Source organism: Fundicoccus sp. Sow4_D5 (genome assembly GCF_052116365.1).
Lineage (GTDB): Bacteria > Bacillota > Bacilli > Lactobacillales > Aerococcaceae > Fundicoccus.
The window spans coordinates 46838-71194 of the sequence record NZ_JBQKLF010000005.1; the positions used below are offsets into that span (position 1 = coordinate 46838).

The following is a 24357-nucleotide window of genomic DNA, read 5'->3' on the forward strand; positions in this document are numbered from 1 at the left end:
GCCGTAAATTGAGGTGTGTATTATTGGGACCATTAAACGATAATTGGATCATTGAATCAGATTTTTCTGAATTGGGTATGAAACATCGCAAGTTATCAGAAGAATATTTATTCTATAAAGCTGTAGCTGAAGGCAACCTTAGTATGATTGATAAAAATTTCAAAGAGGAAAAGTTTATTGAATCAAAAGGGGTGGGCAAGCTATCCAAAAATCATGTTGTGAATATTAAATATCATTTTGTGATTACAACAGCATTGATTACCAGATTTTGCAGTGGTGCTGGAATGGAAATAGAAAGAGCTTTTCGCTTAAGTGATTACTACATTCAAAAATTGGATCATTTGCATACATTTGAGGAAGTACATCGTCTCCATCAGGAAATGGTGTTGGATTTCACGAATAAAATGCGTATCATCAAAATTAGTGATACAGCATCAAAGCATGTGACTGAAAGTAAAAACTATATTTATGCACATATCCAGGAGCGCATGCTAGTGGAAGATATCGCGTTGGAGTTAAATATAAATGCAAGTTATCTTTCGAGATTGTTTAAAGCTGAGATGGGCCTACCTATTAGTAAGTATATTAATCAACAGAAAATCAGGTTAGCGATGAATTTGTTGAGGTATTCAGATGAAACAGTGTTGGATATTGCTAATAAATTTTCTTTTTCTTCACAAAGCCATTTTATTAAACATTTTAAAGAGTTTGTTGGGATTACTCCTAAGAAATTTAGAGATAAATACTATATGACATTAGAACAATAAATAGACTAGATCATCTTTTTAGATGATTTATGTATCAGTAAGTGGAGGAAGGAAATGACAAATACAAATAATGTCAATGAGTTAGTTCAACTGATTAATATAAAAGACGGTATCATTGGTGAAAAAAGACAGCGGCCGGTAATGTCTCAATTATTGAGAACCGCGGCAGCAGAGAGCATCGTTCTACTAGAAAATAACGGTGTATTACCTTTGAAATCAGACAGTAAGGTTTCGGTTTTCGGTCGGAGTCAATTGGATTATTTTTATGTAGGCTATGGTTCTGGAGGGGAAGTAAATCCTCCTTACGTTGTTAATATGCTAGAAGGACTTAAGCAAAAAAGCGTTCAACTCTATCAACCCTTGGTTGAAGTCTATGAAGACTATTCACGTCATCATCAAGTTGATGATGGTGTTTGGGGACAATGGCCACGTTTCTTAGAAGAAATGCCAGTATCTGATGAATTAATCACCCAAGTACGCGAGCACTCTGATGTCGCTATTTTGGTAATTGGTCGGGCTGCTGGTGAAGACAGAGAGAACATTTTAGAAGCAGGAAGTTATTACTTAACCGAAAAAGAGGAAGCACTCATTAAGAAAGTCACGACGCAATTTGAAAAAGTGGTCTTGATCATCAACAGCGGGAATGTGATCGACCTAGCTTGGACACAAGTCTATAACTTTTCAGCTATTTTATTTGCGTGGCAAGGTGGCATGGAAAGCGGGCATGCAATTGCTGACATTCTGCTAGGAGATGTGAATCCGTCTGCAAAATTACCGGATACCATCGCACGTCATTATGAAGATTATCCAAGTGCCAAGCAATTTGGTCATGAAGAATTTGTGGAATACGTTGAGGATATTTATGTTGGTTATCGTTATTTCGAAACCTTCCATCCAGAAAAAATCCTCTATCCTTTTGGCTATGGACTGAGTTATACGGAATTTGAAATAGAATCCAATTTCAGCCTAGAAGGGCCGCAGGTCACCCTTCAAACTAGCGTGACAAACATTGGAAAAGTTGCTGGAAAGCAAGTTGTTCAAGTGTATTATCAAGCGCCACAAGGTCAATTGGGTAAACCAAGTCGAAATTTAATTCGCTTTGCTAAAACGATTTTACTTGACCCCAATACGACGCAAGAGATTGAATTTACTTTTGACTTGAATGAATTAGCTTCCTACGACGATCGGGGGATAACCGGTCACCCCTTCAGTTATGTGTTAGAAGCAGGGGATTATCACTTCTTTGTGGGGACTGGTTTGGACAACTTAGAAGCAGTTGACTCTTATTACTTGGAAAATTTAGTTCTTGTGGAAAATTTAAGTCAAATTTCAGCTCCAGTTGAAAAATTTGATCGCTTAGTGGCTGAAGTAAAAGATGGAAAATTAGTTGAAAGCTACCAGCCGGTCACACTGCAACATATTTCGGTTAAGGAAAGAATTGATCAAGAATTAGAAACGCTATCTGAAGTAGAAGACCAGCAGGTCTTTTTAGATACTGGTAAAACAATGTCAGAAATCATTCAATCATTATCCGCTATAGAATTAGATGCAATCACCCGCGGTGAAGGCAAGATGAATAGTCCGTTTGGTCCGAAAGGGAATGCGGGCATGCTTGGTGGAACGATTGAGTCTCTTCGAGATAAAGGCATTCCATCAGTCATTACGACCGATGGTCCTGCTGGCATTCGCCTCAATTATTACGCGTCCTTATTACCGTGCGGCACCGCTTTGGCTAGTACTTGGGATTTGGCTTTAATTCAACGAATTGGAGAAGAGTTTGGAAAAGAACTAGTTGAACTGGGCTCTGATATTATTCTTGCACCAGGTATGAATATTCATCGCAATCCCTTAGGTGGACGCAATTTTGAGTATTTCTCTGAAGATCCTTATTTGACAGGGAAAATGGCTGCGAGTTATGTCAAAGGAGTACAAAGTCATAATGTATCGACTTGTCCGAAACATTTTGCATGCAATAATCAAGAGACCAACCGAAATTATAATGATTCTAGAATATCAGAAAGAGCCTTGAGGGAAATCTATTTGAAGCCTTTTGAAATTTGTGTCAAAGAATCTCAACCTCATGCCATTATGACCGCTTATAATAAGATTAATGGTGTATGGGCTCATTATCATTATGACTTAGTGACCGAAGTCTTAAGAAAAGAATGGGACTTTCAAGGTTGTATTATGACGGATTGGTGGATGCGTATGGCAAGCGATCCGAACTGTCCACAGATTGAAAACAATGCCTACCGTGTGAGAGCTCAAGTCGATATCTTAATGCCTGGTGGTCAATCATTTGAAATAAAGGAATCAGATTCGTCACTTATTCAATCCTTAAATCATCCTGATGGACTGACATTAAAAGAGGCTCAACGCTCGGCACTCAATGTACTGAAATTAATTCAAAAAATTAAAGGATAAACGTTAGAGAGGGGCTTTGTTGCTCCTCTTTTTTGCGTGATTATTTTGGTTAAAGTTTATTGCTAGTTGATTAAAAGATAAACATCTTTATTTCTTCGATTACTTTATTCTAGAAAAATTAAGATGGGAGAGCTAGTTGTCGTATTTTGGCAGGGGAGAAATGCGCGTTTTATTAATAAATAATGAGAATTCAAGCCACTAAGTGAAGACTTAATAAAAAATTAGAATATACGTTGCCTTTGTGAACTTTATCGTTTAAAGTTGAACAGTATGGCAATAAATGCTTGCTATCAGTCGCATTTTAATGAAAAATATTGTGAAGCGATTTAAGGAGAAAATAAATGAATATTGCAATGGATTTGCTAATGATGTTAGGTGGAGTCGCTGTTTTCATGTTTGGTATGAAACAGATGAGTTCAGGATTAGAACAAGGGGCTGGCACAAGAATCCGTGGCATCTTTAAGAAGATGAACCGAAATAGAATGATGAACTATGGGATTGGAATTGGGGCAACTGCTCTGGTTCAATCGTCATCAGCAACGTCAATTATGTCAGTTGGATTGGCTCACGCGAAAATTATTTCTGTAAAACAAGGTGCAGGTTTCATCTTAGGAGCAAAAGTCGGAACAACCGCATCGGCTTATATCTTTGCTTTGTCAGGGCTTAGCAAGGGCGGCTTTTCAATTAGTGCGTTGTTTGCTTCATTCGCTTTTATTGGTGTGATGATCATCTTCACGACCAGTAACATCACGTTGAATAAATCTGCCCCCTTCCTAATTGGTTTTGGGATGTTATTTATCGGGATGGAAGTTATGGAAATGGCAATTGGGGGCGCGGATTCTACATTAAGTGTTGAATTATCAAAAGTCTTCCAATATGACATTATGCAAAACCCTTTTATGTTAGTGATTTTAGGAATTTTATTTACATCCATTATCCAATCATCTTCAGCTGCAACGGGTGTTTTCATAGCATTCTTAGCCACGGGAGTTATTACTGATATTGATCAATCCTTTTTCTTAGTAATGGGTGCGAATATTGGTACTTGTAGTGATGGTATCATGGCCTCATTGACGACAAATGCTTATGGTAAACGAATCGCTTTATTCCACTTAATAACAAGTGTGATTGGTGCGATTGCCTTCTTATTTATTACGATCGCATTTAGACAGCCGATTGTAGATTTTTTTAATGGCATGTTTCCAAATAATCCTTCATTTAGTTTAGCGACGTTTAACTTGATTTATAACACCATTTATACGTTACCTCTCCTGCTATTCCTAGACCCATTAGTTAACATGGTGACAGGCATGGTGAAGGATAAGGATCAAGAATTGGAAGAATTATCGTTTATCGATGAAAGTTCTTTACAGACGCCATCAGTTGCGATTGAACAAGCGTTGAAAGAAATGTACGCAATGGCAATCCTTGCGAAAGAAAACATTGACTGTGCCTACGAGGCTTTAATCAATGAAGATTTGACCGACAGTAAAAAAATTAAAGATAATGAATATCGAATTAACTTTTTAACCACTAAATTAACCAGTTTCTTTATCAAAATATCATCAGTTAACTCGAATGCGGATGATGAAATGCTGATTGGTGGTTTACACCACGTGGCAAACGATATTGAGCGTCTAGGAGACTACGCGGTCCTCTTGTTAGATGAAACTCAATACATGAAGGAAAATAATATTAGGTTCTTAGAAGAAACTAAAGAAGAGCTGAACGAAATTTACGAGCGTATTAGTCACATGTTTGGATTAGGTTTTGATGCCTTTTCTAATCGTGAAACTGAAAACTTCAGTAAAATCGCTAGACTTCACTTGAAAACTAAGAAATTAATTGCTGCATCTCGTGATGAACATGTGGCGCGTTTAAGTTCAGAGCTTTATCCAGTTGAAGTGTCTAAGAGTGTGTATTCGACGCTATTCTCATTACAGAGAATTTCGGATCACTTGGTTAACGTTGCCTACTCAATTAGATCAACAACCGGTAGTAGAACTGAAGCAATGCAAGCCGTTGAAAACGAGAAGAGAATTTCTGAACGTTAGATTTAATCTGACGGCTAGTGACTAAAAATGTAGAAAGTGACTAGTTTGCTGTTTGGCGTCAGGTAAGTGTTCTGAAAGGTTCAGCAAATTTATAATAGAAATGTTAACGGCAAGCACTTTCTCATTGCGAGGAAGTGTTTTTGCTTGAATTAAACGTGGTGGAATTCGGTTATCGCTTTAAGTAGTCGATGTCCAGATTGTCTATCAATTAAAAATTAATTTATCATTAATTTTTATGTAGTTTTAATACACTGAAGAGTCGTGTTGCGGTATAATGTGGTGATTGATGAAACTACTTATTCCGCCGAGACTAAAGTAGACCGTTAATGAAGGTGGTGGAAAGAATGAATGCAAAAGAAAAAATGTTAGAAATTATCAAAAACAAGCAGTCGGGTGGCCGATCTAAGAACAAAACCGAGCCTAAGAATGATGCTAAATACATGCGAAAAGGACCGAAGATTTTCAATAAATAATCGGTGGTTCGATATGTTGTGGGGCTTAGGCCTCGTGATTATCCATTAAATATAATGCAAATTTCTAGACACTTTCATTAATTGGAGGTGTTTTTTTTGCATATAATAAATTTTCTAAAAGGAAAACCCCATCGACATACGAACGTGCGCTCGGTATTATGTGTTTAAATAGTTCACATTGTAATGTTGCAAAATTGATGATAACACAGGGGCGGACAAATTTATTCTAAAGATCATTTTAAAAAGGAGCATTTAAATGAATCTACTTTCATCTTATCAATTGGACGATTCTTTTATAAAGTTTTTGATTTATTTACCAGCCGAAGCACAAGAAACGGAAGGTCCGGTATTCAGATTTGAAGCAGAGTTTGTCATCTGGAAAAAAATTTACGTCGACGAATATAATACAGAATTAGATGACGATCAATATGACTTGGAGAGCGTTTCAGCAATGACGCTTGTTGGTCATACTGCTGATTTAGCCACTGATTACCTATACACTGCTGATGCAATTTCTGAGAGTGCGATTGAGAATTATGCATTTGCTAAAGGAATGTACGAACAATTACAGGATTCTGCCTTTCACGATGCAATTATTGAGGAAACTGGTATTGGGATTAATCGGTGGGCGACGTTCGAGGCTGTTTATATTAGTCAAGAATTAACACTAACTAGTGAAGAATTTCAAGCAGAAATATTCAATAATTTTATAATGAGATTAACAGAAACTTGGCGAGAGCTATTTAACAATGATGTCACACTCCTATCATTTAGTGAAAGGTTATACGTAACGGATGATCCAAATGCTCTGATTGAAGTAAAGGATGGCTATAAAAAAGCTGGTTTCTTTTCTGTCTTGCACAAGCAAAAAATGATTGAAGAGAATGTTTATAATAATCAAGGACTTAAGCTGAAAGATATTCTATCGCAGGATTTAGGTAACCAACTATTCAGTGAAGAATTTAAAAATGAAAAGTCACAACACTATAGCGGCGTCATCTTTAATCAAAGGATTTATGGTAGTCTTTGAGCAAGTTAAGCCTTTCCGTGGGAATCGTTCTAGTCACTTGTCGAAGAAGGTAAGAGGAGCAATCTTTTTCATTGTATATTCAGCATATAAAGGTATACTAAATGAGAGTATTAACTGACTGAAATAAGTTAATCATTAAGCAGACAAATGAATCAGATAAAAACTAGGAGATGACAACATGCATATTGAACACGTAGCCATTTGGGTAAAAGACCTTGAGAAAATGAGAGCGTTTTATGTGGATTATTTTAATGTCAGTAGCAGTGAATTATATTATAATCCGAAAACACAATTTCAATCGTACTTCTTGACCTTCGAGTCTGGTAGTCGCTTAGAGCTGATGACGAAAAAGTTTTTAGCTGGTCGTGCTGTGGATATCTTTGGTTATGCGCATTTAGCGATTGCTGTGGGCGGCAAGGTCGATGTTGATGCATTCGTAGAGAAGATGGTGTCTAAACAATATCCGTTATTGAATGGACCGCGCATGACGGGTGATGGCTATTATGAAGCAGTGGTTCAAGATCCTGAAGGCAATTTAATTGAACTGACGACTGACCTAGAATAATTAGTATATTGGAGCGATGATAATATGACAAAAGACTTTGACTATGAACAAATGCTGGCTGGTGAGCTGTATTCTGCCTTCGGTTTTCGACCAGAAAATAGGACGCAAGCTAGTAAAATGCTAGCCGATAAAATCAATCGAACACCGATTGAAAATCGGGAGGAAATAATTGACTTGGAGAAGGAATTATTTGGGAAAACCGGCGAGAATGTTTACGTTACGCCACCACTGTATGTTGATTATGGCAGACATATCGAGATTGGTAACCATTTCTATGCGAACATGGACTGTATTTTCTTAGATGTAAATAAAATTATATTCAAAGATCATGTAATGGTTGGCCCGCGCGTGAGCTTTTTTACGGCTGGGCATCCGACCGATGCCGAGGTTCGGATTCAAGACCTCGAGTTTGGTCTACCGATTGTGGTCGAGGATAATGTGTGGATAGGTGGTAACAGTACAATTCTTCCGGGCGTGACGATTGGCAAGAACGCAATTGTGGCAGCCGGTGCTGTGGTGACGAAAAGTGTGCCGGCCAATACAGTTGTGGCAGGAAATCCCGCTCGCGTGATGCGAGAAATCGGTGAAGAAGACAAGGTAAAATGGCAAGCAGCCAGAGCTGCTTACTTCAAAGGTAAAAATGCATAATCAGACACACTAGTATTTTAAGCAGCTAGGTGATAAGACGTTTATCACTTAGCTTTGTCTGTCTATTCTGCAGTTGAAAAGAGCGCTTCTCTAGAATAGATTTCGGTAAATGCGTATACTGTAGTAAAGAAATGAAGGAGGGATTTTATGACCAATTTGCATGACGTATTAAAAATGTTAAGAGGGCATAAGTGGGTCAATTTGACGCATGATGTGACGGCGGAGATTCCGATTTATCATACGTTTAATCCTTTGTCGCAGGGGATTATTTCGACTTTAGAGGATGGTCGTGTGGATTCGCGTGAGTATACGATTGGTACGTCGCATGGGACGCATATCGATGCACCTAAGCATTTCGCGGCTGGTACGCGTAGTTTGGAAGAGATTCCCCTTGAAGAGCGGGTGTTACCTTTATATGTCATTCATTTAGAAGATAAGGTCAAGGAAACTCCGGGCTATGCGGTTACCGTGGAAGATATCAAAGCCTTCGAATCAGAGTTCGGCGAGTTACCTGCAGGGAGTTTTGTGGCTTTCTCGAGTGGTTGGTACAAGCGTTTTTATGATTCAGCAGTGTTTAAAAATGTGGACGAGAGCGGCACGGAACATACGCCTGGTTGGTCAATTCCAGCGCTTGAATATTTAAGTCGTAAACGTGGTGTCACAGCGATTGGTCATGAAACCCTCAATACAGACAGTGGGGTAGAGGCGGCTGAGGCTGGTTTCTTAGATGCTGAATTATATTGGTTAGCAGAAAATAAATATCAGGTTGAGTTGATGGCTAACTTGGATCAAGTACCAGCAGTCGGGAGTATTATCTTTGTGACGGTTCCGCATATTCATGGAGCACCAGGTTTTACAGCAGAGGTCTTTGCGATTGTGCCAAATGTAGATTAATAGAAGTTATGAGCCAGCAGTTCATCTTGATTGGATGAACTGCTGGTTTTTTATTGTGCTTTTAGGTTGAATCGGCTAAGTCATCAGAGCTGTTGAGTTAGGGGGGGGGAATTGTCACTTGGGAGTGATGAAGTTGCTTGCTCGGTCACTCCCAGGTGATATCACAGACGACCTAGCATTTAAGGCTATAAATTCAACATTCCTCTGAGAGTTATATCTGGTCAGGCCGGTGTTTTAGAAGTATACTCTAATAGAAAGCCACTAGGACACACCTTTATTGGAGGAATCAACATGTTAACAGACACATTTTTGATTACTGGAGCGGGAACTGGGTTAGGCAAAGGGATCGCTTTTGCATTGGCTAAGGCCGGTCATAAAGTAATCGCAGGAGTGGAAACTTTATCGGAAGTCTCCGCTGTCACACTCGAAGCAGAAGAGCAAAAGTTAGATTTACAAGTAGAGAAGTTAGACATCACCGACTCGGTGGATCGTGAGCGAGCTAGCGAATGGGACATCGATGTTTTATTGAATAACTCAGGTATATCAGAAGGCGGCTCGCTCGTCGATATTCCAGAAGAGCGACTACGCAATCAATTTGAAGTGAATGTCTTTGGCACGATATTGTTAACGCAAAAAGTCGCACGCAACATGATTCAAAAAGGGCGCGGAAAAATTATCTTCATGTCGTCGGTTTCAGGTTTGATGGCAGATCCCTTGTCAGGATCTTATGGCGGCTCGAAGTTTGCTCTAGAAGGTTTTGCTGAATCACTCAGTAAGGAGTTGCAAGAATTCGGTGTGCAAGTCGCGACGATAAATCCTGGACCGTATTTAACAGGCTTCAATGATCGGGAATTTGAAACTTGGCGTACGTGGCAAGATGACCCTTCGAAACGAATTTTCGACTATGAGCAGTTAGCTTTTCCTTATGAACAGTTTGATCCAGAGAAAGCTGTGAAAGCAGCGGTAAAAGTAGTCACAAGTGAGGCAACGTCATATCGTAATGTTATACCTAAGGCAATGGCAGCTCTTATAAAGAAACGACAAAAAGACTTATGGAGCCGTAAGACGGATGATGAGTTAGGCCAACGTCATGACCTCGTTCAAAAATCGATGGAGATAGAACCTGCTACTTCCCCTATTGAAGGGATTGTAAATAAAATTAAGGATAAGTTGACGGATTAGCTAGTGGGAATTCATTAGAACGTAGTTACTTCAGAGCAGTGCGTTTAAACCAAATACATCAATACTAACTAACAAAATAATTTATGTCAGTAGGTCAAAATTGAGTAAATCTTTAAAATGAGAACACGTCCATAAAGTTAGTGAAAGATCTCAATTCATTATAATAAAAACCCTAGAATTAATCAGATCTCCTGATTAATTCTAGGGTTTAACTTATTTAAGCAGACGACAAATTGCTTCGGTTGTAAACTCAATGTTTTCTTCAGCATTCTTAAATAAGGTTGCCAAATCACTGGCTCCAGGTGTAATACTGAAAATGGCGTCGAAGCCATTTTCATATAGCGTTGTGTATCCTTCACCAAGACTTCCAGCTAAAGCAATCGCTTTAATGGTTGGATTGACTGCTTTAGCTGTTTTTATTACCCCAAAAGGAGTCTTGCCAAATTTTGTTTGAAAATCAATTTGACCCTCGCCAGTGAAGATGTAATTAGCTCCTGGAACATGGTCGACCAGCTGAGATTCACGGATAACAATATCAATGCCTGGTTCTAGCGTGGCGTCAGTAAAGGCCAAAAGTCCGGCACCTAAACCACCAGCAGCACCACTACCGGGAAATTTGCGGATATGTTTATCAAATGTACGAGCGATGACTTCTGAATAATGAAACAGTGCTTGATCTAATTCTTCGACCATTGCTGGTGTGGCACCTTTTTGAGGACCGAAAACAGCGGATGCGCCTTCGAAACCGCATAAAGGATTATTTACATCACATGCAATAGTGATATTAGCAGAAGCCAATTTGGGATGAACTTGGCTTGAGTCAATTGTGGCTAGATCAATTAGAGCAGCACCTCCAGGTGGCAAGTCATTCCCATTTTTATCTAGAAAGCGAATGCCTAAAGCATGTGCCATGCCGCTGCCACCATCGTTTGTTGCACTGCCTCCAATACCTAGAATAAAGTTGTCAATTCCTTGATCCAAACAAGCCTTAATTAACTCTCCTGTTCCGTAGGTAGATGTAGTCAATGGGTTGCGCTCTTCGATTTTGAGCAAGTGTAAGCCGTTGGCACTGGCCATTTCAATGACAGCCGTATGATTATCTCCCAAGATACCATATTCAGCAATTGTTTCTTTACCCAATGGGTTTTGGACGGTCAACTGTTCAATTCGACCGTGACTACTATTAACCAAGGCTTGTACAGTTCCTTCACCACCATCAGCCATAGGTAATTTAACTATTTCGACTTCGTCTTGAAATACTTTACGTATGCCTTTTTCCATTGCGTCACATACCTCAATGGCAGAAGCACTTTCTTTGAAAGAGTCAGGTGCCAGAATAAATTTTTTCATAAGTACCTCCTTAGTTATCTAGAATTCTTGAATTAACCAATACCAAGAATTCCGTAAATAATGACAGAAACAATTGTTAATGATAAACCAATTAATGATTCATAAGGAATTAATTTTAATCTTTCGCTAAAAGCCATGCTGACACTACCACCCGTTGCATGGAAAAATGAACCATGTGGTAAGTGGTCTAGAACTGTGGCCCCTGCGTGTGTCATTGCAGCCGCCCCAATTGGTGATAGACCAGAATTTAATAATGTCTGACCGAAAACTTGACTAGCTACTGCTGAACCAGAGGTTGTTGAAGCAGTAGCGCCTGACATCAAAATACCAGAAATAGGAGCTAATAGGAAAGTGGGCAAGCCCATCGTCGAAATAGCATTAACAATAACATCTCCTAAGGTTGAATTACTAATGATACCTGCTATTAAGCCGGTACCGAGAAGAATAATCGCCACATTAATCATTTTACCAATTCCAAATTCAGCGTATTCAACGATATGTTTGGCTTGGCCTAAAACTATAATGCCGACAATTCCACCAAAAGGTAAAGCAATCATTGGATCAATGACAATCCCCATTAAAGGTCTTAGTGAAAGTAGAATAATTGCGACGACTGGACCAATGATTGATTTAACAAAAGGTGGTAAGTGTAAATTTTCATCTGCTGGCTTACCTTCATTCGTTTCAATCGCACTACCCTTTTTCGTTAATTTACTCGCTAGCCAAAAGGTAACCAGAATACCTACAATAGCTGGAATGATACCAGACATCATGACATCTGTTAAGGGCACATCAAAGGCATCAGAAACTGCAATCGCGTTTGGATTCGGTGACATTAAGTTACCTGCTTTACCTCCACCAATCATAGCGAGTAAGATGGATGAACGTGATAGACCTGCTGATTTCGCGATTTCAATCGCAATAGGTGCAACAGTGATCACCGCGATGTCGATGAACACACCAACCATCGTAAGAATCATTGTGGCAATTGCAATTGCTAATAAAGCTTTTTGTGTTCCCAGTTTATTTATTATTGCGTAAGCAATTGATTGAGCTGCACCGGATTGAATTAGGACGCCAGCTAGAATCCCAGCGGCAAGAATTCTTAAAATTGCAGTCACCATACCTTGCGCACCACCGGTCATTAAGCTAACCGTTTCAACGAGAGATGCACCTCCTGTAACTCCACCGATTAATGCTCCGATAAATAATGCATAAAATGGCGAAACCTTTTTGAAAATTAAAATGATTGAAACAACTAGACCAATTAAGGCACCTAGAGCGCTTACAGTTATGACAGTTTCCATTGTTTTCCTCCTCGGATATGTATACTTTCTCTAATTTGTATCTTTAACAAGCAACAAACATTCATTCCCGGGATCGATGCGTGTTACTTTGCTCAAGTAATTACAAACTCTCCATAAAGTATAAAAAATTCTGTCATTTAAAGCTATGTTCCGTATAATGAATTAAAGCCCTTACATTATTTAAATGTTAGTCTGGAGGACAACGAATTGGAAATGAATAGCAAATTAGCTCAGAAAATTGTTGATAACTTGAAAGAAGTGATACAACATGAAGTAAATTTTTTTGATTTGAAGAGTCAAATTGTCGCCTCAACGGATCTAAGTCGGATTGGAAGTTTTCATAGTGGCGCATTGGAGGTAATGAATACTGGAGAAGATGTTATTGTTTATGAGGAAAATGATGAATTGGGCGTTAAACCAGGTTATAATACTGCGGTTTATCATAAAAAAAGAATAATAGGAGTCGTTGGTATTACGGGCCAACCACAATTAGTCTTCGGTCATACTAAAATTATTCGTAAAGTTACTGAATTGATTGTTTCGGAAAGTCATTTGCTTGAAATAGCTTATTCTCAACGACAACATCAACAGTCACTAATTGAATACATTATATCCAAAAATCATTTACTTACACCAACATCAGAAATATTGGGTGGTCATAATTTTTATCACTGTAGGCGAGTAGTATATGCAGAATTCAAGTATATTGAAAATCAGGATTTAGATGTTTATTCAGTCATCAAACGTTTTTTTAATGCCTCCTCCGATTTGCTAGCGGTGACAGATGCAAAAATCATCATATTAACGATAGAAGTAGAACGCGATAGTTTAGAACAAAAATTACTAACTTTAACAGAATACTTCGAAAACACTCAACGGCTAACAGTGAAATTCGGTGTTAGTACAATGATTAGCAACCTTGAGCGTGTAAAAAATCATCATTTAGAAGCTAGTTACGCCTGGAAATGGTTAATTCCTCAAACATCAGTAAACTTGATTTTTTATGAAGATCTGACAATTGAACGGTTTCTAATTCATTTGACCAAAGAAGAGATGTCCAATTATGTTGAGCAAATTATGGGAGGTTTGTCGAAAGACGAGGTCGAGAGCTTTGCTAAATTGTTCTGGGTATTTGAAAAAAACAACGGAGCTATACAAGCCAGTGCCGACGAGTTGTTCATTCATAAGAATACTTTACAGTATCGCTTGAATAAATTTAGTGAGACAACTGGTTATAATCCACGGAATTATTCCGACTATGTAGAAATAAAGTTATCGCTAATGTCCTACTTTATATTAAAATAAACCGAGATTAATTTGTGAAACTGATGAAATTAATAATAGACTGAAAAGAATAAAAAATCATTTCTGAGGAGTTTTCGAATAGAATAGAATAGAATTTTTGTTCTTTCAATGAAAATGGCCTGACAATCTACTTAGAAAACAAGTCCACGTTAGATAGTGCTTAAAGTTTGAAAGAGTAAGATGATAGCAATTCCTATTAAGGTGGTTAGTCTGCTTGAAGCAGTAGGTTGGCAAGAAAAAAACAAATATTATCGCCACTACTTGTTGATGGTCCTCTAAGATAAATTCGATGCGATTTTTGTCTTAAGCGTTTACCATGAACTCGCCGACATTATAGCGGATAAGTAATGAATACACCTTAAGTTCGGCGTAAAGGGCTTAACTTTAGGTTATGATATGCCAAATGATTCAAACATAAAGCAAAAGAAAGTAGGCATACTATGTTTAAACTTATGATTGTGGAAGACGACTGTATCATCCAACAAGCGCTCCAAACTGAACTCGAAAAATGGGACTATCACGTTCACTGTGTGACAAATTTTCACGATGTGATGGCAGATTTTCTAGAGTTTGAACCGCAACTCGTCCTATTAGACGTTAATTTACCAGCCTTTAATGGCTATCACTGGTGCCAGGAAATCCGCAAACTTTCACAAATTCCAATTATCTTTGTCACCTCGCGCGACGAAACGATGGACCTTGTGATGGCCATCCAACTCGGAGGAGATGATTACATTCAAAAGCCATTTCAGCTGTCGATTGTGACGGCCAAAGTTCAAGCACTCCTGCGCCGCACTTATGATTTCAACGAGCCCCTTCAATTTATGAGCGTCGGCCAGGTCGTTCTCAGGGCTAACGAATCGCGCCTGACAGTTGGTGAGGAAGCTGTCGATTTGACCCGCAACGAACTACGAATCATCGAGATTCTCTTTCAGCACAAGGGCACCTTCGTGACCCGTGAGGCGATCATGATGCACCTCTGGGAGGATGAAAGTTTTATCGACGATAATACATTGGCTGTCAACATCACTCGTTTGCGCAAGAAATTCACAGAAATCGGTCAAACGAACATGATCAAAACGAAAAAAGGAGTCGGCTATGGCGTGGGAATCGATTAGTAACAAACACAAAATTAGTGCATTAATATATTTTGCCAAATACCCTTTAATTTTCTGGGCTCTGACGAGTGCCATTTTTACAATTCTATTATTATTCTTAGACTTTCCACTAATTGCCAGCGCCTATGCAATTGGCCTATCCGGTCTGGTGTTGGGCGTTTGGCTAATCAAACAATGGTATCTTTTAAAACGAAAATATCTCGCATTGCGACAATTGGATGAAAGTTCTATCTTAACGATTCGCAAACAGGTCGATGACAAAGACCTAATTATGCAAACTTACATCACTCAATATGAAGTCCTATTAAAAAAACATGCGCTTGAGCGCCAAGAATTTCAACAACATCTTGAAGAACAGAAAGATTACTTCACCTTATGGTTGCACCAAATTAAAACACCGATTTCGAGTATTAGCTTGATTCTGCAACAAGAAGGTCTTGAAACTAGTCGTCAAACGATTAAACATGAATTAATTTACCTAAACGATTATACACATATGGGACTGAACTATTTAAAGTTAGCAGATACCGGTCATGAACTCGATTTGAGTTTAGTTGCGGTTGACCCTTTAATCAGAAACATCCTCAAGAAGTATGCCAGTTTATTTATTTACAATCATATCCAAATCAATTATTCTCCCTTAAATCTAACCGTCTTGTCCGATGCTAAATGGTTGCAAATCCTCTTGGAACAAATTCTATCCAATGCTCTCAAATACACGCCGGCCGGTGGCGAAATTACGATTGAAATTAAAGACGCAACTAAAATTCTTATTAAGGATACCGGCATTGGCATTCATCCGAATGACTTACCGAAGATTTTTGAAAAAGGCTATAGCGGCTTGAATGGTCGGATGCAAGATAAGTCGACTGGTCTTGGTTTATTCTTGGCGCGTAAAATTTGTCAGCGACTCAACTACAGTTTACAGATTGAATCAGAGGTTGGGAAAGGAACCCTTGTATACTTAGAAACGCGTCGCGATGCCATTGAAATATTCGATTAACTTGGAACCTTACAAGAATGTAAGGTTTTCTTTTATATTGTAAGGATCAATAAATGCTCGATTCTTCTAAACAGGATAAGATAAGGGTAGTTAAAGAGGAGGAATAAATGATGGCCTTATTAGAAGTACAACATTTGAAGAAAGTATATAAAAACCGCTTAGGAACAAACGAAACGATTGCTTTGAAAGATGTCGACTTTTCAGTCATGAAAGGTGAATTTGTTTCCATTATGGGTGAATCAGGCTCAGGTAAAACAACTTTACTGAATTTACTATCGACGTTAGATGTCCCAAGTGAAGGTGAAATTCTGTTAGCAGGTAAAGCTTTGTCGAACATAAAACAGTCGGACTTATCCGGGTTCCGCCGTGAACAATTAGGCTTTGTGTTTCAAGATTTCAACTTATTAGATAACTTTAGTTTAAAAGACAATATTCTATTGCCTTTAGTTTTGGCTAATACCCCTTATAAAATTATGGAAGAACTACTGCAACCACTTGCCCAACAGTTGGGGATTGAACAATTATTGGATAACTATCCTTATGAAGTGTCCGGGGGGCAAAAACAAAGAGCAGCTGTCGCGAGAGCTTTAATTACACAGCCACAACTTGTTTTAGCCGATGAGCCAACTGGTGCTTTAGACTCAAGGTCGAGTCAAGAGTTATTACAACTCTTTGAAAGAATCCACCAAGCGGGTCAAACCATTTTAATGGTGACGCATAGTGTCAAAGCGGCTAGCCATTCAAGCCGCGTCTTATTCATCCGTGATGGCCGGGTTTACCATGAATTATACCGAGGCAATCAAAATCCGGATCAATTCACGAATCAAATCAGTCAGGCTTTATTCGTTAGTTTGGACCGAGGTGAATAGTTATGGGATTTAAATTTTTTCTACGGATGGCCGTTCGAAATTTGAAATCAAACCGTAAGTTTTATGGTCCTTTTATAGTGGCTGCAGCAATCACAACCGCCATGTTCTTTATGATGATTTCTTTACTGGAAATTGACTTTGTGCAAAACAACAGTAGCTTGTCCGCTTTAATTACGATTGGTGGCACGGTGATTGGTTTATTCTCTGTCATCTTCCTGATTTACACCAATAGTGTGATTCAGAAAACGCGCCAGAAAGAACTCGGCTTGTATAGTGTCCTTGGTTTAGAGAAGAAACATTTAGTTCGTGTGATGTTTTTGGAAAATAGCTTGGTGGCGTGTGGAAGTATTCTGTTAGGCATTGTCGGTGGGATTGTGTTTGGTTATTTAAACTTCTTGTTTATTAACTACTTGATGCAATTGCCGGTACCGATGGAATTTGTTTTCGCGCCGCTATCAGTCTTATTGACAGTCTTAGTCTTTGCGGGCATCTTTACCCTGTTGTTCTCTTTCAATGTGCTGCGCATTGTTCGTGCCAAACCGATTCACTTATTGAAAGAAAGTTCAGCCGGCGAACGTGAGCCCAAAGGTTCATGGTTAATCTTTTTAGCAGGCCTGTTATTTGTAGGCGCAGGCTACTGGCTATCGCTGACGACGGAAGATATCAAAGTTTTCGTCAATTTATTACTCGCGATTGTCTTGGTCATTATCGGAACGTACGGTTTATTTACAGCCGGTTCAATCATTATTTTAAAACTAATGAAGCGCAATAAAAAATTGTATTATAAGCCTGGTCCCTTCATTTCGATTTCAGGTATGTTGTATCGAATGAAAGCACATGCGGTCGGCTTAGCCAATATTAGTATCCTATCAACGATGGTAATTGTGGCTGTTTCAACGACTCTCAGCATGTATGTCGGAACTGAAAAAACGCTAGAGGCACTGTCACCAACCGAACACAGCGTGACGATTATTAGTTCGGGTCAAAGTGGTGAGTTATTGACTGAACAATTGGGCGATATGCAAGGAGCGGTTCAAAACTATTCGGCTGAAAGAGGGCGTCAAGTCACAGATTTAACACTCGTTCGAATGGTTAATCTAATGGGGAGTATTGAAAATAATGAATTACTCCAAAGTGACTATAGTTTTACGAGCGAGTCTTGGGATATTAGATTACTGCCACAGATGGATTTTAATCAATTAGCAGGGACTAATTTGCAGCTTGCGGATCATGAACTTGGTTTTTATAGCTCAAAAGACAAGGCTGCGCCAGAAAATTTAACTGTTTGGGGGCAAACTTATGCGGTCAAAGTCATTGATGAGATTCCAGAAAGCTTGAAAAACTATGAATCTTTATATGAATTAAATATGATTGTGATGCCAACAGTCCAAGCGATTGACCGTTTGAACAGCTTGACTAAAGAAGATGATTTTCCTTTAAATTACAATGCATCTTTAGCCTTTAACTTAAATGAAGCCAGTCAAGCTGAAGATAAGCAGTATAGCCAGGAGCTGCATGCCTTCCTAGATCGTTATGAAGCAGACTATGACTTCTACTACCGAGCCCGCGCTGAACAGCGTGAAGAATGGTATATCATGAACGGTGGTTTCTTATTCCTAGGCATTTTCTTAGGTGGTTTATTCCTAATTGGAACGATTTTGATTACTTACTTTAAACAAATTTCCGAAGGAATGGCAGACCGTGAGCGAATCCAGATTATGCAGAAAGTTGGCTTGAGTCGTGAAATGACTAAGAAAGCAACGAATGCACAAGTGTTATGGTTATTTTTCTTACCGATTGTAGTCGCAGTCATTCATACCATCTTCGCCTTTCCGATTCTAAATAAACTGTTAGCTTTGTTAGGTGTCGCCAACATCACTATTGTTTTACTTTCAATTGCGAGCGTCGCCTTGGTTTTTATGGCAATTTACTGGCTAATTTATAAAGCCACCTCAAAAGTTTACTTAGATATTGTCGAATAATTAAAGTCAATTTATTGCCAAATATGATTCTTCTGTTTTGAGCGGAGGGGTCGTTTTTTTGAAAGGAGTGCTGTATGAAAGAAAAGAAAAAATTAATCGCGATTGTCGCGAGTTTACTACTGGTCTTACTGGTTTTAGGATTCTTTATCCGCTCAGTTTTTTTTGCCGGAGCCGGGCGAGGAACGTCGCCGCTCACAAGCAGCGGCGTAGTGATGGAAGATGCCCCAGCTTCCTTGGTGGAAGTCTCAGGAGACAAGGAGCAAGCCAACCAAGCCAATGAAGATGGTAGCCAAACAGGAGGAAATCATGTCTATTCGACCTTTACCTTATACGAACAAGACCCGGTGATCTTAACCGGAACAGCTCAATTACAAACCGATCAAGCCTATTTCTATGATAAAGAAAAAGGTGATATCGCGACGGTTAAAGTGCGTGATGGTCAATTCGTGAAAAAGAATGATTTATTGTATACCTATGAACAAAAAGCAGTAGAAACGCAACATGAGATTGAAGACTTGATGCGCGAACAAACGCGTACCTATAACCAACGTGAAGTCTTGATTAAACAGTTGAGCGACTACACAGGCGCTGCCTATAATTATCAAGGCGACCGCATATCAAGTTATTGGGACCCGTCAGGTAAACAAGGCTATTACATCGAGGAAGAAATTGGCAACTATTCACTTGCAGATGGTGAAGCCAATGCTTATACTAGCAGCGATCCGACAGTTGAAGGCATGAAGGACCAAATTCGCCAAGTGAATGAAGCGATTGAGGATCTCGAAATCAAGTTGATTCGCCTGCAAGAAAAGCAACAGGGGCGTGTCTTAGCTAAAAGTGATGGGACAGTTGTCTTAAATGAAGAAGGAAAGGACAATACTCAAGTAGCCTTTATTCGCATCGTCAGCGATGAAGTGTCTGTCACAGGAACGGCTAGTGAATATGAGTTCTATACCTTAGAAGAAGGCCGTCCGGTTTCCTTATATATCAATGCCGAAGACCGCGACATCGCTGGCGAAATTATTAGTTTTGATCAAATTCCAGGGAGTGGCGACAGTAATACCATAGGAGAGGCTAGTTTTACGCCGGCCGCGACGAGCAGCAAAGGAGCCAATTTCAACTTTATGATTTCAGCAGCAGAAGCCATTCAACCAGGTTTCTCTGTCAAAATAGGGATTAAATTACCTGGCGTCGTTTTACCAGTCGAAGCGATAATCGAAGAAAATGATCAAACATATGTCTTTGTTAACCGCGAAGGTGTCGCTGTGAAAGTGGCCGTGACAATTGAACGTCAAGGGACGCAGCGGGTGGTCTTGCGTGAATTATCAGCGGGCGATATTCTTCTCTTAAACCCGTATGAATTAGTCGACGGACAAATGGTGACAACCGATTTATCGGCTGAAACTAATCAGGATAGTTGGTGATGTCTAGTGGAAAAGACTAGAACAACAGAGGGAGCTCCCTTGATTGAAATCAAACAGCTCAATAAATATTACCAAACGGGTGATCAGCCATTACATGTCTTAAATTCGATTGATTTAACGATTTATCGTAATGATTTTGTCTCAATTATGGGACCGTCTGGTTCAGGAAAATCCACGCTCATTAATGTGTTGGGCTTCCTGGATCATGAGTTTGAAGGTGATTATCTCTTCGAGGGTCAACCAATTGAACAAAGAACCGATCAACAAATTTCCAACTTACGTAATCAAGTGGTCGGTTTTGTGTTTCAAGACTTTAACTTAATCAGCAATATGACGGTTGAAGAAAATGTTCGACTACCTTTAATTTATAAAGGACTGCGAGCAAAGGAAACGAAAGAGCTTGTTCAAACGGCCTTAGATAGAGTCGGCTTGGGTGACAAGCTGAAACAAAAACCGTCGCAACTTTCCGGGGGGCAAAAACAAAGAGTAGCCATTGCCCGAGCCTTGGTCAATCAGCCGGAATTTATTATTGCGGATGAACCGACCGGTGCTTTAGATACGAAAACTTCTGCCTCGATTATGGCAATCTTGTCTAAGTTACACGCTGAAGATGGTGTGACGATAATCATGGTTACGCATGACCCTAACATGCAGCATTTCGCCACCAGACACATTCGCATGGTCGATGGTCAAATCCAAAATAATGCGGCTCCAGTCGAAGAGGCAGTCGACGACGTCATTAACCAGTCGGAACTAACCAAGCGAGTACAAACGCAGCTAGAAGAAAGTAGGGGTTAGTATGAGAATCAGTGAAGTATTAAAATCATCGCTGGTCACCTTGCGTTTAAATGGCCGTCGGACCTTCTTGACAATGATTGGGATTATTATCGGAATTTCAGCTGTTATTACGATTATGAGTCTAGGTAATGGTTTCCAACAACAAACCTTAAATGATCTAGCGAAAGATGCCCAAGGCCGTTCCAATCAAGCTTTTTATTTTTATCCAACAAGTGAGGCCATTGATTACAGTCGCTTTAATCCTTTTACTAAAGCGGATTTGGCGGCAATTAGTAATATACCGGGTGTAGATGAAGTTGAAGTTGTTGAAGCACAAGACGAGACAGTGCGTTATATGGAGGCTACTTTTAGCGGCAAAAGCGAATCTTACAATGTCAGTTTGGTCGATGCTAGCCAATATAGGATGGTTAGTGGACGAAACTTGTCGCTAGCAGATTTCCAGAATAATCAACGCTATGCGATTATTGATCTCGCGGCAGCCACCGATTTATATGAAAAACCTGGTTTAGCTTTGCATAAGTCGATCCAGTTAGATAAACAAGACTATACAATTATCGGTGTTTACGATAGCGAATCGGCGGTTCAAGAAAACCCAGTTGGCGGCAATTCAGGGACCCTCTATGTCACGATGAGTCAAATCGAAATTCCCTCAACGACTTATCAACGCTATAACCCGCAAGAAGCTAATGAATGGGAAATCATCGTTTACTTTGAACCGGACTCGAATATGAAAGCAATCAATCAACAAATTTATGATTACTTGATAACTGACGGATCAGCCTTTGATATGGGGGATTATCGCTTTTACGATAGTTCAGAAATGATGGAACAGATTGGTAGCACTCTGAGCATGATTACCTTATTTGTATCTGCTGTTGCCAGTATTTCTTTATTCATCGCTGGTGTCGGCGTTATGAATATGATGTACATTTCAGTTTCGGAACGAACCAAAGAAATTGGTATCCGCCGTTCCTTAGGTGCCACTCGCCGCAGCATTACTTGGCAATTCCTACTCGAAGGCATCGCCATCACTGCTTTAGGTGGTGTCATCGGCTATTTAATGGGAATCGGCTTAGCCTTTTTAATTAGTGGCTTTCTTCCCTTTTCAGCCATCATCGATTTTCAAACAGCTTTGGTCAGCGTTAGTGTGTCCGTGATTATTGGACTGATTTTCAGCGTCTTTCCAGCACGCACGGCGGCCCGTAAAAACGTCGTGGATATATTAAGATAAGTATCACCTCTCTTTAGCCCCCCCTCTGGCTTAGAGGGGGTTTTGTTGACTATTATCTACGAACTTTTTACAATTAGTATGAATAGAAGCGACCGATTGAAAGGAAGATATTCTATGGATATAAGAAAATTGCAAGCAAAAGAAACAGCGCCGATGGCTTTATTATTGTTAGCGGACCCGTCTTTGGAAAGCATCCAGAGCTATCTGGGGCAAGGCGAATGTTATCTAGCACAGGACCTTGGTGTGTATGTCTTGCTGCCACTTGATCAAGAAACAATAGAATTGAAAAATGTGGCCGTCGCTCCAGAAGCACAAGGGCGTGGACTCGGCCAGCAATTAATCAGTCACGCATTGAAAATCGCCAAGAATGCCGGCTTCAAGCGAATGGAAGTTGGGACAGGTAATTCAAGTGTTGGACCGTTAAGGCTCTATCAGAAGATGGGCTTCACACAAACGAGCGTAGACCATGAGTTCTTTATTCGCCATTATCCTATGCCGATTTTCGAGAACGGCATCCAGTGTCGTGACATGATCCGCCTAGCTAAAGACCTATAATTTAAACCAGGCAAAATAGGTCACTTAGCCAGCTGGCGGTAAGCCCTATTTTGACCAATGAAGGAATGAGTATTGCAATGAAATGATTTGAGCAACTTGTCAAACTGCTCATTACCTTATGGGGCTTGTTTGTCTACAGATATTTCATTTTATAAGTAAGCTGTTTATTCTCCGCCTGAATGAGTATAATAGAGTCATACAGGAGGCAATTATGGTTAAAATTTATTTATTACTCCAGGCGATTATTATTGCTTGGATGAGTGCTCAGTCTTTGTCGATGATGAAGCACATGAGCGAGGACGAAAAAACAGAATTTGAGGACATATTCAAAAGGATGGGCAAGGAAAAGTTGAACGAACAGAAGCAGTTTGCGCGCAAAATTTCTAGTATCACCAGTATCATGTACATTCCCTATTGTATTGTGTCGATCATTTACTTCTACGGGAATCCTATCCCTTTGTTAGCCAGTTTTTTGCTGACGGCGGTGGTGATGTTTGATTATCTTGACGGAATCAAGCGCATTAAGAAAGCTGAAACTATTACAGAAGCCCTGGGAATCAATGAAATTAGTAAAGTGATTGGCTTAGCGCAATTGTTTTTAGTGGCGGCTCAAGTTGGCTTTTTAGTTTAAGTGTAGAAAGAATGATAGTCGTGAACCTTTAGGGGACACGGCTGTTTTTTCTTGCAAGAAAGATAAAGGTGTCACTCACCGAGGTTCGCGACGATTATAATAAGAAGCGACTTGAAATTATACTGAATCTCGATGATTAGCAGCACGCGATAGCTAGGTAGAGGCTTTTGCTAGCTGATCTAAGCTGAATGAGGGCTAAGTCTGGGGGTGGCTAGCTTAAATTAGAAGTCTCATCTTATTGTGCCGATTCATGGTCTATAGTCGGCACAGTCGCGTCGAGATCCTGCCGATTCATGGTCTATAGTCGGCACAGTCGTGTCGAGAACCTGCCGAGTCTTATCTATAGTCGGCACAGTCGTGTCGAGAACCTGCCGATTCATGGTCTATAGTCGGCACATTCATGTCGAGAACCTGCCGATTCATGGTCTATAGTCGGCACAGTCGTATCGAGAACCTGCCGATTCATGGTCTATAGTCGGCACAGTCATGTCGAGAACCTGCCGATTCATGGTCTATAGTCGGCACAGTCGCGTCGAGATCCTGCCGAGTCTTATCTATAGTCGGCACAGTCGTGTCGAGAACCTGCCGATTCATGGTCTATAGTCGGCACAGTCGCGTCAAGATCCTGCCGAGTCTTGTCTATAGTCGGCACAGTCGTGTCGAGAACCTGCCGATTCATGGTCTATAGTCGGCACATTCATGTCGAGATCCTGCCGATTCATGGTCTATAGTCGGCACAGTCATGTC

21 protein-coding genes are annotated in these 24357 nt (G+C 39.8%); 19 read left to right on the forward strand and 2 right to left on the reverse strand.

Going from position 1 to position 24357, the window contains the following annotated elements:
• Window positions 1-23: 23 nt before the first annotated feature.
• The 9 genes from ACTQ45_RS07400 (at window position 24) to ACTQ45_RS07440 (ending at window position 10037) form a co-directional block, all read left to right on the forward strand.
• Window positions 24-767 carry a helix-turn-helix transcriptional regulator gene (locus ACTQ45_RS07400; protein ID WP_441752076.1) on the forward strand — a complete coding sequence of 248 codons (744 nt, stop codon included), beginning with the start codon at window positions 24-26 and terminating at the stop codon, window positions 765-767.
• Window positions 768-821: 54 nt separating this feature from the next.
• Window positions 822-3191, forward strand: a complete 2370-nt coding sequence (locus ACTQ45_RS07405; protein WP_441763361.1) for a glycoside hydrolase family 3 protein — start codon at window positions 822-824, stop codon at window positions 3189-3191.
• Between the two features lie 341 nt (window positions 3192-3532).
• Complete coding sequence (locus ACTQ45_RS07410) at window positions 3533-5245, forward strand: Na/Pi cotransporter family protein (protein ID WP_441752080.1); 1713 nt, start codon at window positions 3533-3535, stop codon at window positions 5243-5245.
• A gap of 344 nt (window positions 5246-5589) precedes the next feature.
• Window positions 5590-5718, forward strand: a complete 129-nt coding sequence (locus tag ACTQ45_RS07415; RefSeq protein WP_441752082.1) for a hypothetical protein — start codon at window positions 5590-5592, stop codon at window positions 5716-5718.
• 256 nt (window positions 5719-5974) lie between these two features.
• Complete coding sequence (locus ACTQ45_RS07420) at window positions 5975-6748, forward strand: hypothetical protein (protein ID WP_441763362.1); 774 nt, start codon at window positions 5975-5977, stop codon at window positions 6746-6748.
• A gap of 178 nt (window positions 6749-6926) precedes the next feature.
• Window positions 6927-7313, forward strand: a complete 387-nt coding sequence (locus ACTQ45_RS07425; RefSeq protein ID WP_441763363.1) for a VOC family protein — start codon at window positions 6927-6929, stop codon at window positions 7311-7313.
• A 24-nt stretch (window positions 7314-7337) separates the two neighbouring features.
• Window positions 7338-7961: a sugar O-acetyltransferase gene (locus tag ACTQ45_RS07430; RefSeq protein ID WP_441763364.1), complete on the forward strand. Its 624-nt coding sequence runs from the start codon at window positions 7338-7340 to the stop codon at window positions 7959-7961.
• Window positions 7962-8108: 147 nt separating this feature from the next.
• Complete coding sequence (locus ACTQ45_RS07435) at window positions 8109-8855, forward strand: cyclase family protein (protein ID WP_441763365.1); 747 nt, start codon at window positions 8109-8111, stop codon at window positions 8853-8855.
• A 291-nt stretch (window positions 8856-9146) separates the two neighbouring features.
• Window positions 9147-10037, forward strand: a complete 891-nt coding sequence (locus ACTQ45_RS07440; protein ID WP_441763366.1) for an SDR family oxidoreductase — start codon at window positions 9147-9149, stop codon at window positions 10035-10037.
• 213 nt (window positions 10038-10250) lie between these two features.
• Here ACTQ45_RS07440 and ACTQ45_RS07445 read toward each other — a convergent pair whose 3' ends face one another.
• On the reverse strand, window positions 10251-11387 hold the full coding sequence (locus ACTQ45_RS07445) for a glycerate kinase (protein ID WP_441763367.1): 1137 nt from the start codon (window positions 11385-11387) through the stop codon (window positions 10251-10253).
• Window positions 11388-11419: 32 nt separating this feature from the next.
• The gene (locus ACTQ45_RS07450) at window positions 11420-12694 is read right to left on the reverse strand and encodes a GntP family permease (protein WP_441763368.1); all 1275 of its coding nucleotides are present in this window, start codon (window positions 12692-12694) and stop codon (window positions 11420-11422) included.
• Window positions 12695-12907: 213 nt separating this feature from the next.
• Between ACTQ45_RS07450 and ACTQ45_RS07455 the strand changes: the two genes are divergently transcribed.
• The 10 genes from ACTQ45_RS07455 to ACTQ45_RS07500 all read left to right on the forward strand — a co-directional run bounded on the left by ACTQ45_RS07455 (window position 12908) and on the right by ACTQ45_RS07500 (window position 23610).
• Window positions 12908-13999 (forward strand): CdaR family transcriptional regulator, encoded by a 1092-nt coding sequence (locus tag ACTQ45_RS07455; RefSeq protein ID WP_441763369.1) that lies wholly within the window; start codon window positions 12908-12910, stop codon window positions 13997-13999.
• Between the two features lie 440 nt (window positions 14000-14439).
• A complete protein-coding gene (locus ACTQ45_RS07460) occupies window positions 14440-15117 on the forward strand; it encodes a response regulator transcription factor (RefSeq protein ID WP_441763370.1) in 678 nt (225 codons plus the stop codon).
• Window positions 15098-16120, forward strand: a complete 1023-nt coding sequence (locus ACTQ45_RS07465; RefSeq protein ID WP_441752097.1) for a sensor histidine kinase — start codon at window positions 15098-15100, stop codon at window positions 16118-16120. The genes ACTQ45_RS07460 and ACTQ45_RS07465 overlap by 20 nt, the downstream gene beginning before the upstream one ends.
• Window positions 16121-16227: 107 nt before the next feature.
• Window positions 16228-16989 (forward strand): ABC transporter ATP-binding protein, encoded by a 762-nt coding sequence (locus ACTQ45_RS07470; RefSeq protein WP_441752099.1) that lies wholly within the window; start codon window positions 16228-16230, stop codon window positions 16987-16989.
• A 2-nt stretch (window positions 16990-16991) separates the two neighbouring features.
• Complete coding sequence (locus ACTQ45_RS07475; protein ID WP_441763371.1) at window positions 16992-18971, forward strand: FtsX-like permease family protein; 1980 nt, start codon at window positions 16992-16994, stop codon at window positions 18969-18971.
• Between the two features lie 74 nt (window positions 18972-19045).
• On the forward strand, window positions 19046-20395 hold the full coding sequence (locus tag ACTQ45_RS07480; protein ID WP_441763372.1) for an efflux RND transporter periplasmic adaptor subunit: 1350 nt from the start codon (window positions 19046-19048) through the stop codon (window positions 20393-20395).
• Between the two features lie 39 nt (window positions 20396-20434).
• Window positions 20435-21193, forward strand: coding sequence for an ABC transporter ATP-binding protein (locus ACTQ45_RS07485; RefSeq protein WP_441763441.1), 759 nt, complete (start codon window positions 20435-20437; stop codon window positions 21191-21193).
• A gap of 1 nt (window position 21194) precedes the next feature.
• Entirely contained in the window at window positions 21195-22424 is a 1230-nt protein-coding gene (locus ACTQ45_RS07490; RefSeq protein ID WP_441763373.1) for an ABC transporter permease, read from the forward strand.
• A 114-nt stretch (window positions 22425-22538) separates the two neighbouring features.
• Entirely contained in the window at window positions 22539-22979 is a 441-nt protein-coding gene (locus ACTQ45_RS07495) for a GNAT family N-acetyltransferase (RefSeq protein WP_441752107.1), read from the forward strand.
• Window positions 22980-23190: 211 nt separating this feature from the next.
• On the forward strand, window positions 23191-23610 hold the full coding sequence (locus ACTQ45_RS07500) for a hypothetical protein (protein ID WP_153833588.1): 420 nt from the start codon (window positions 23191-23193) through the stop codon (window positions 23608-23610).
• The last annotated feature ends 747 nt before the right edge of the window (window positions 23611-24357 follow it).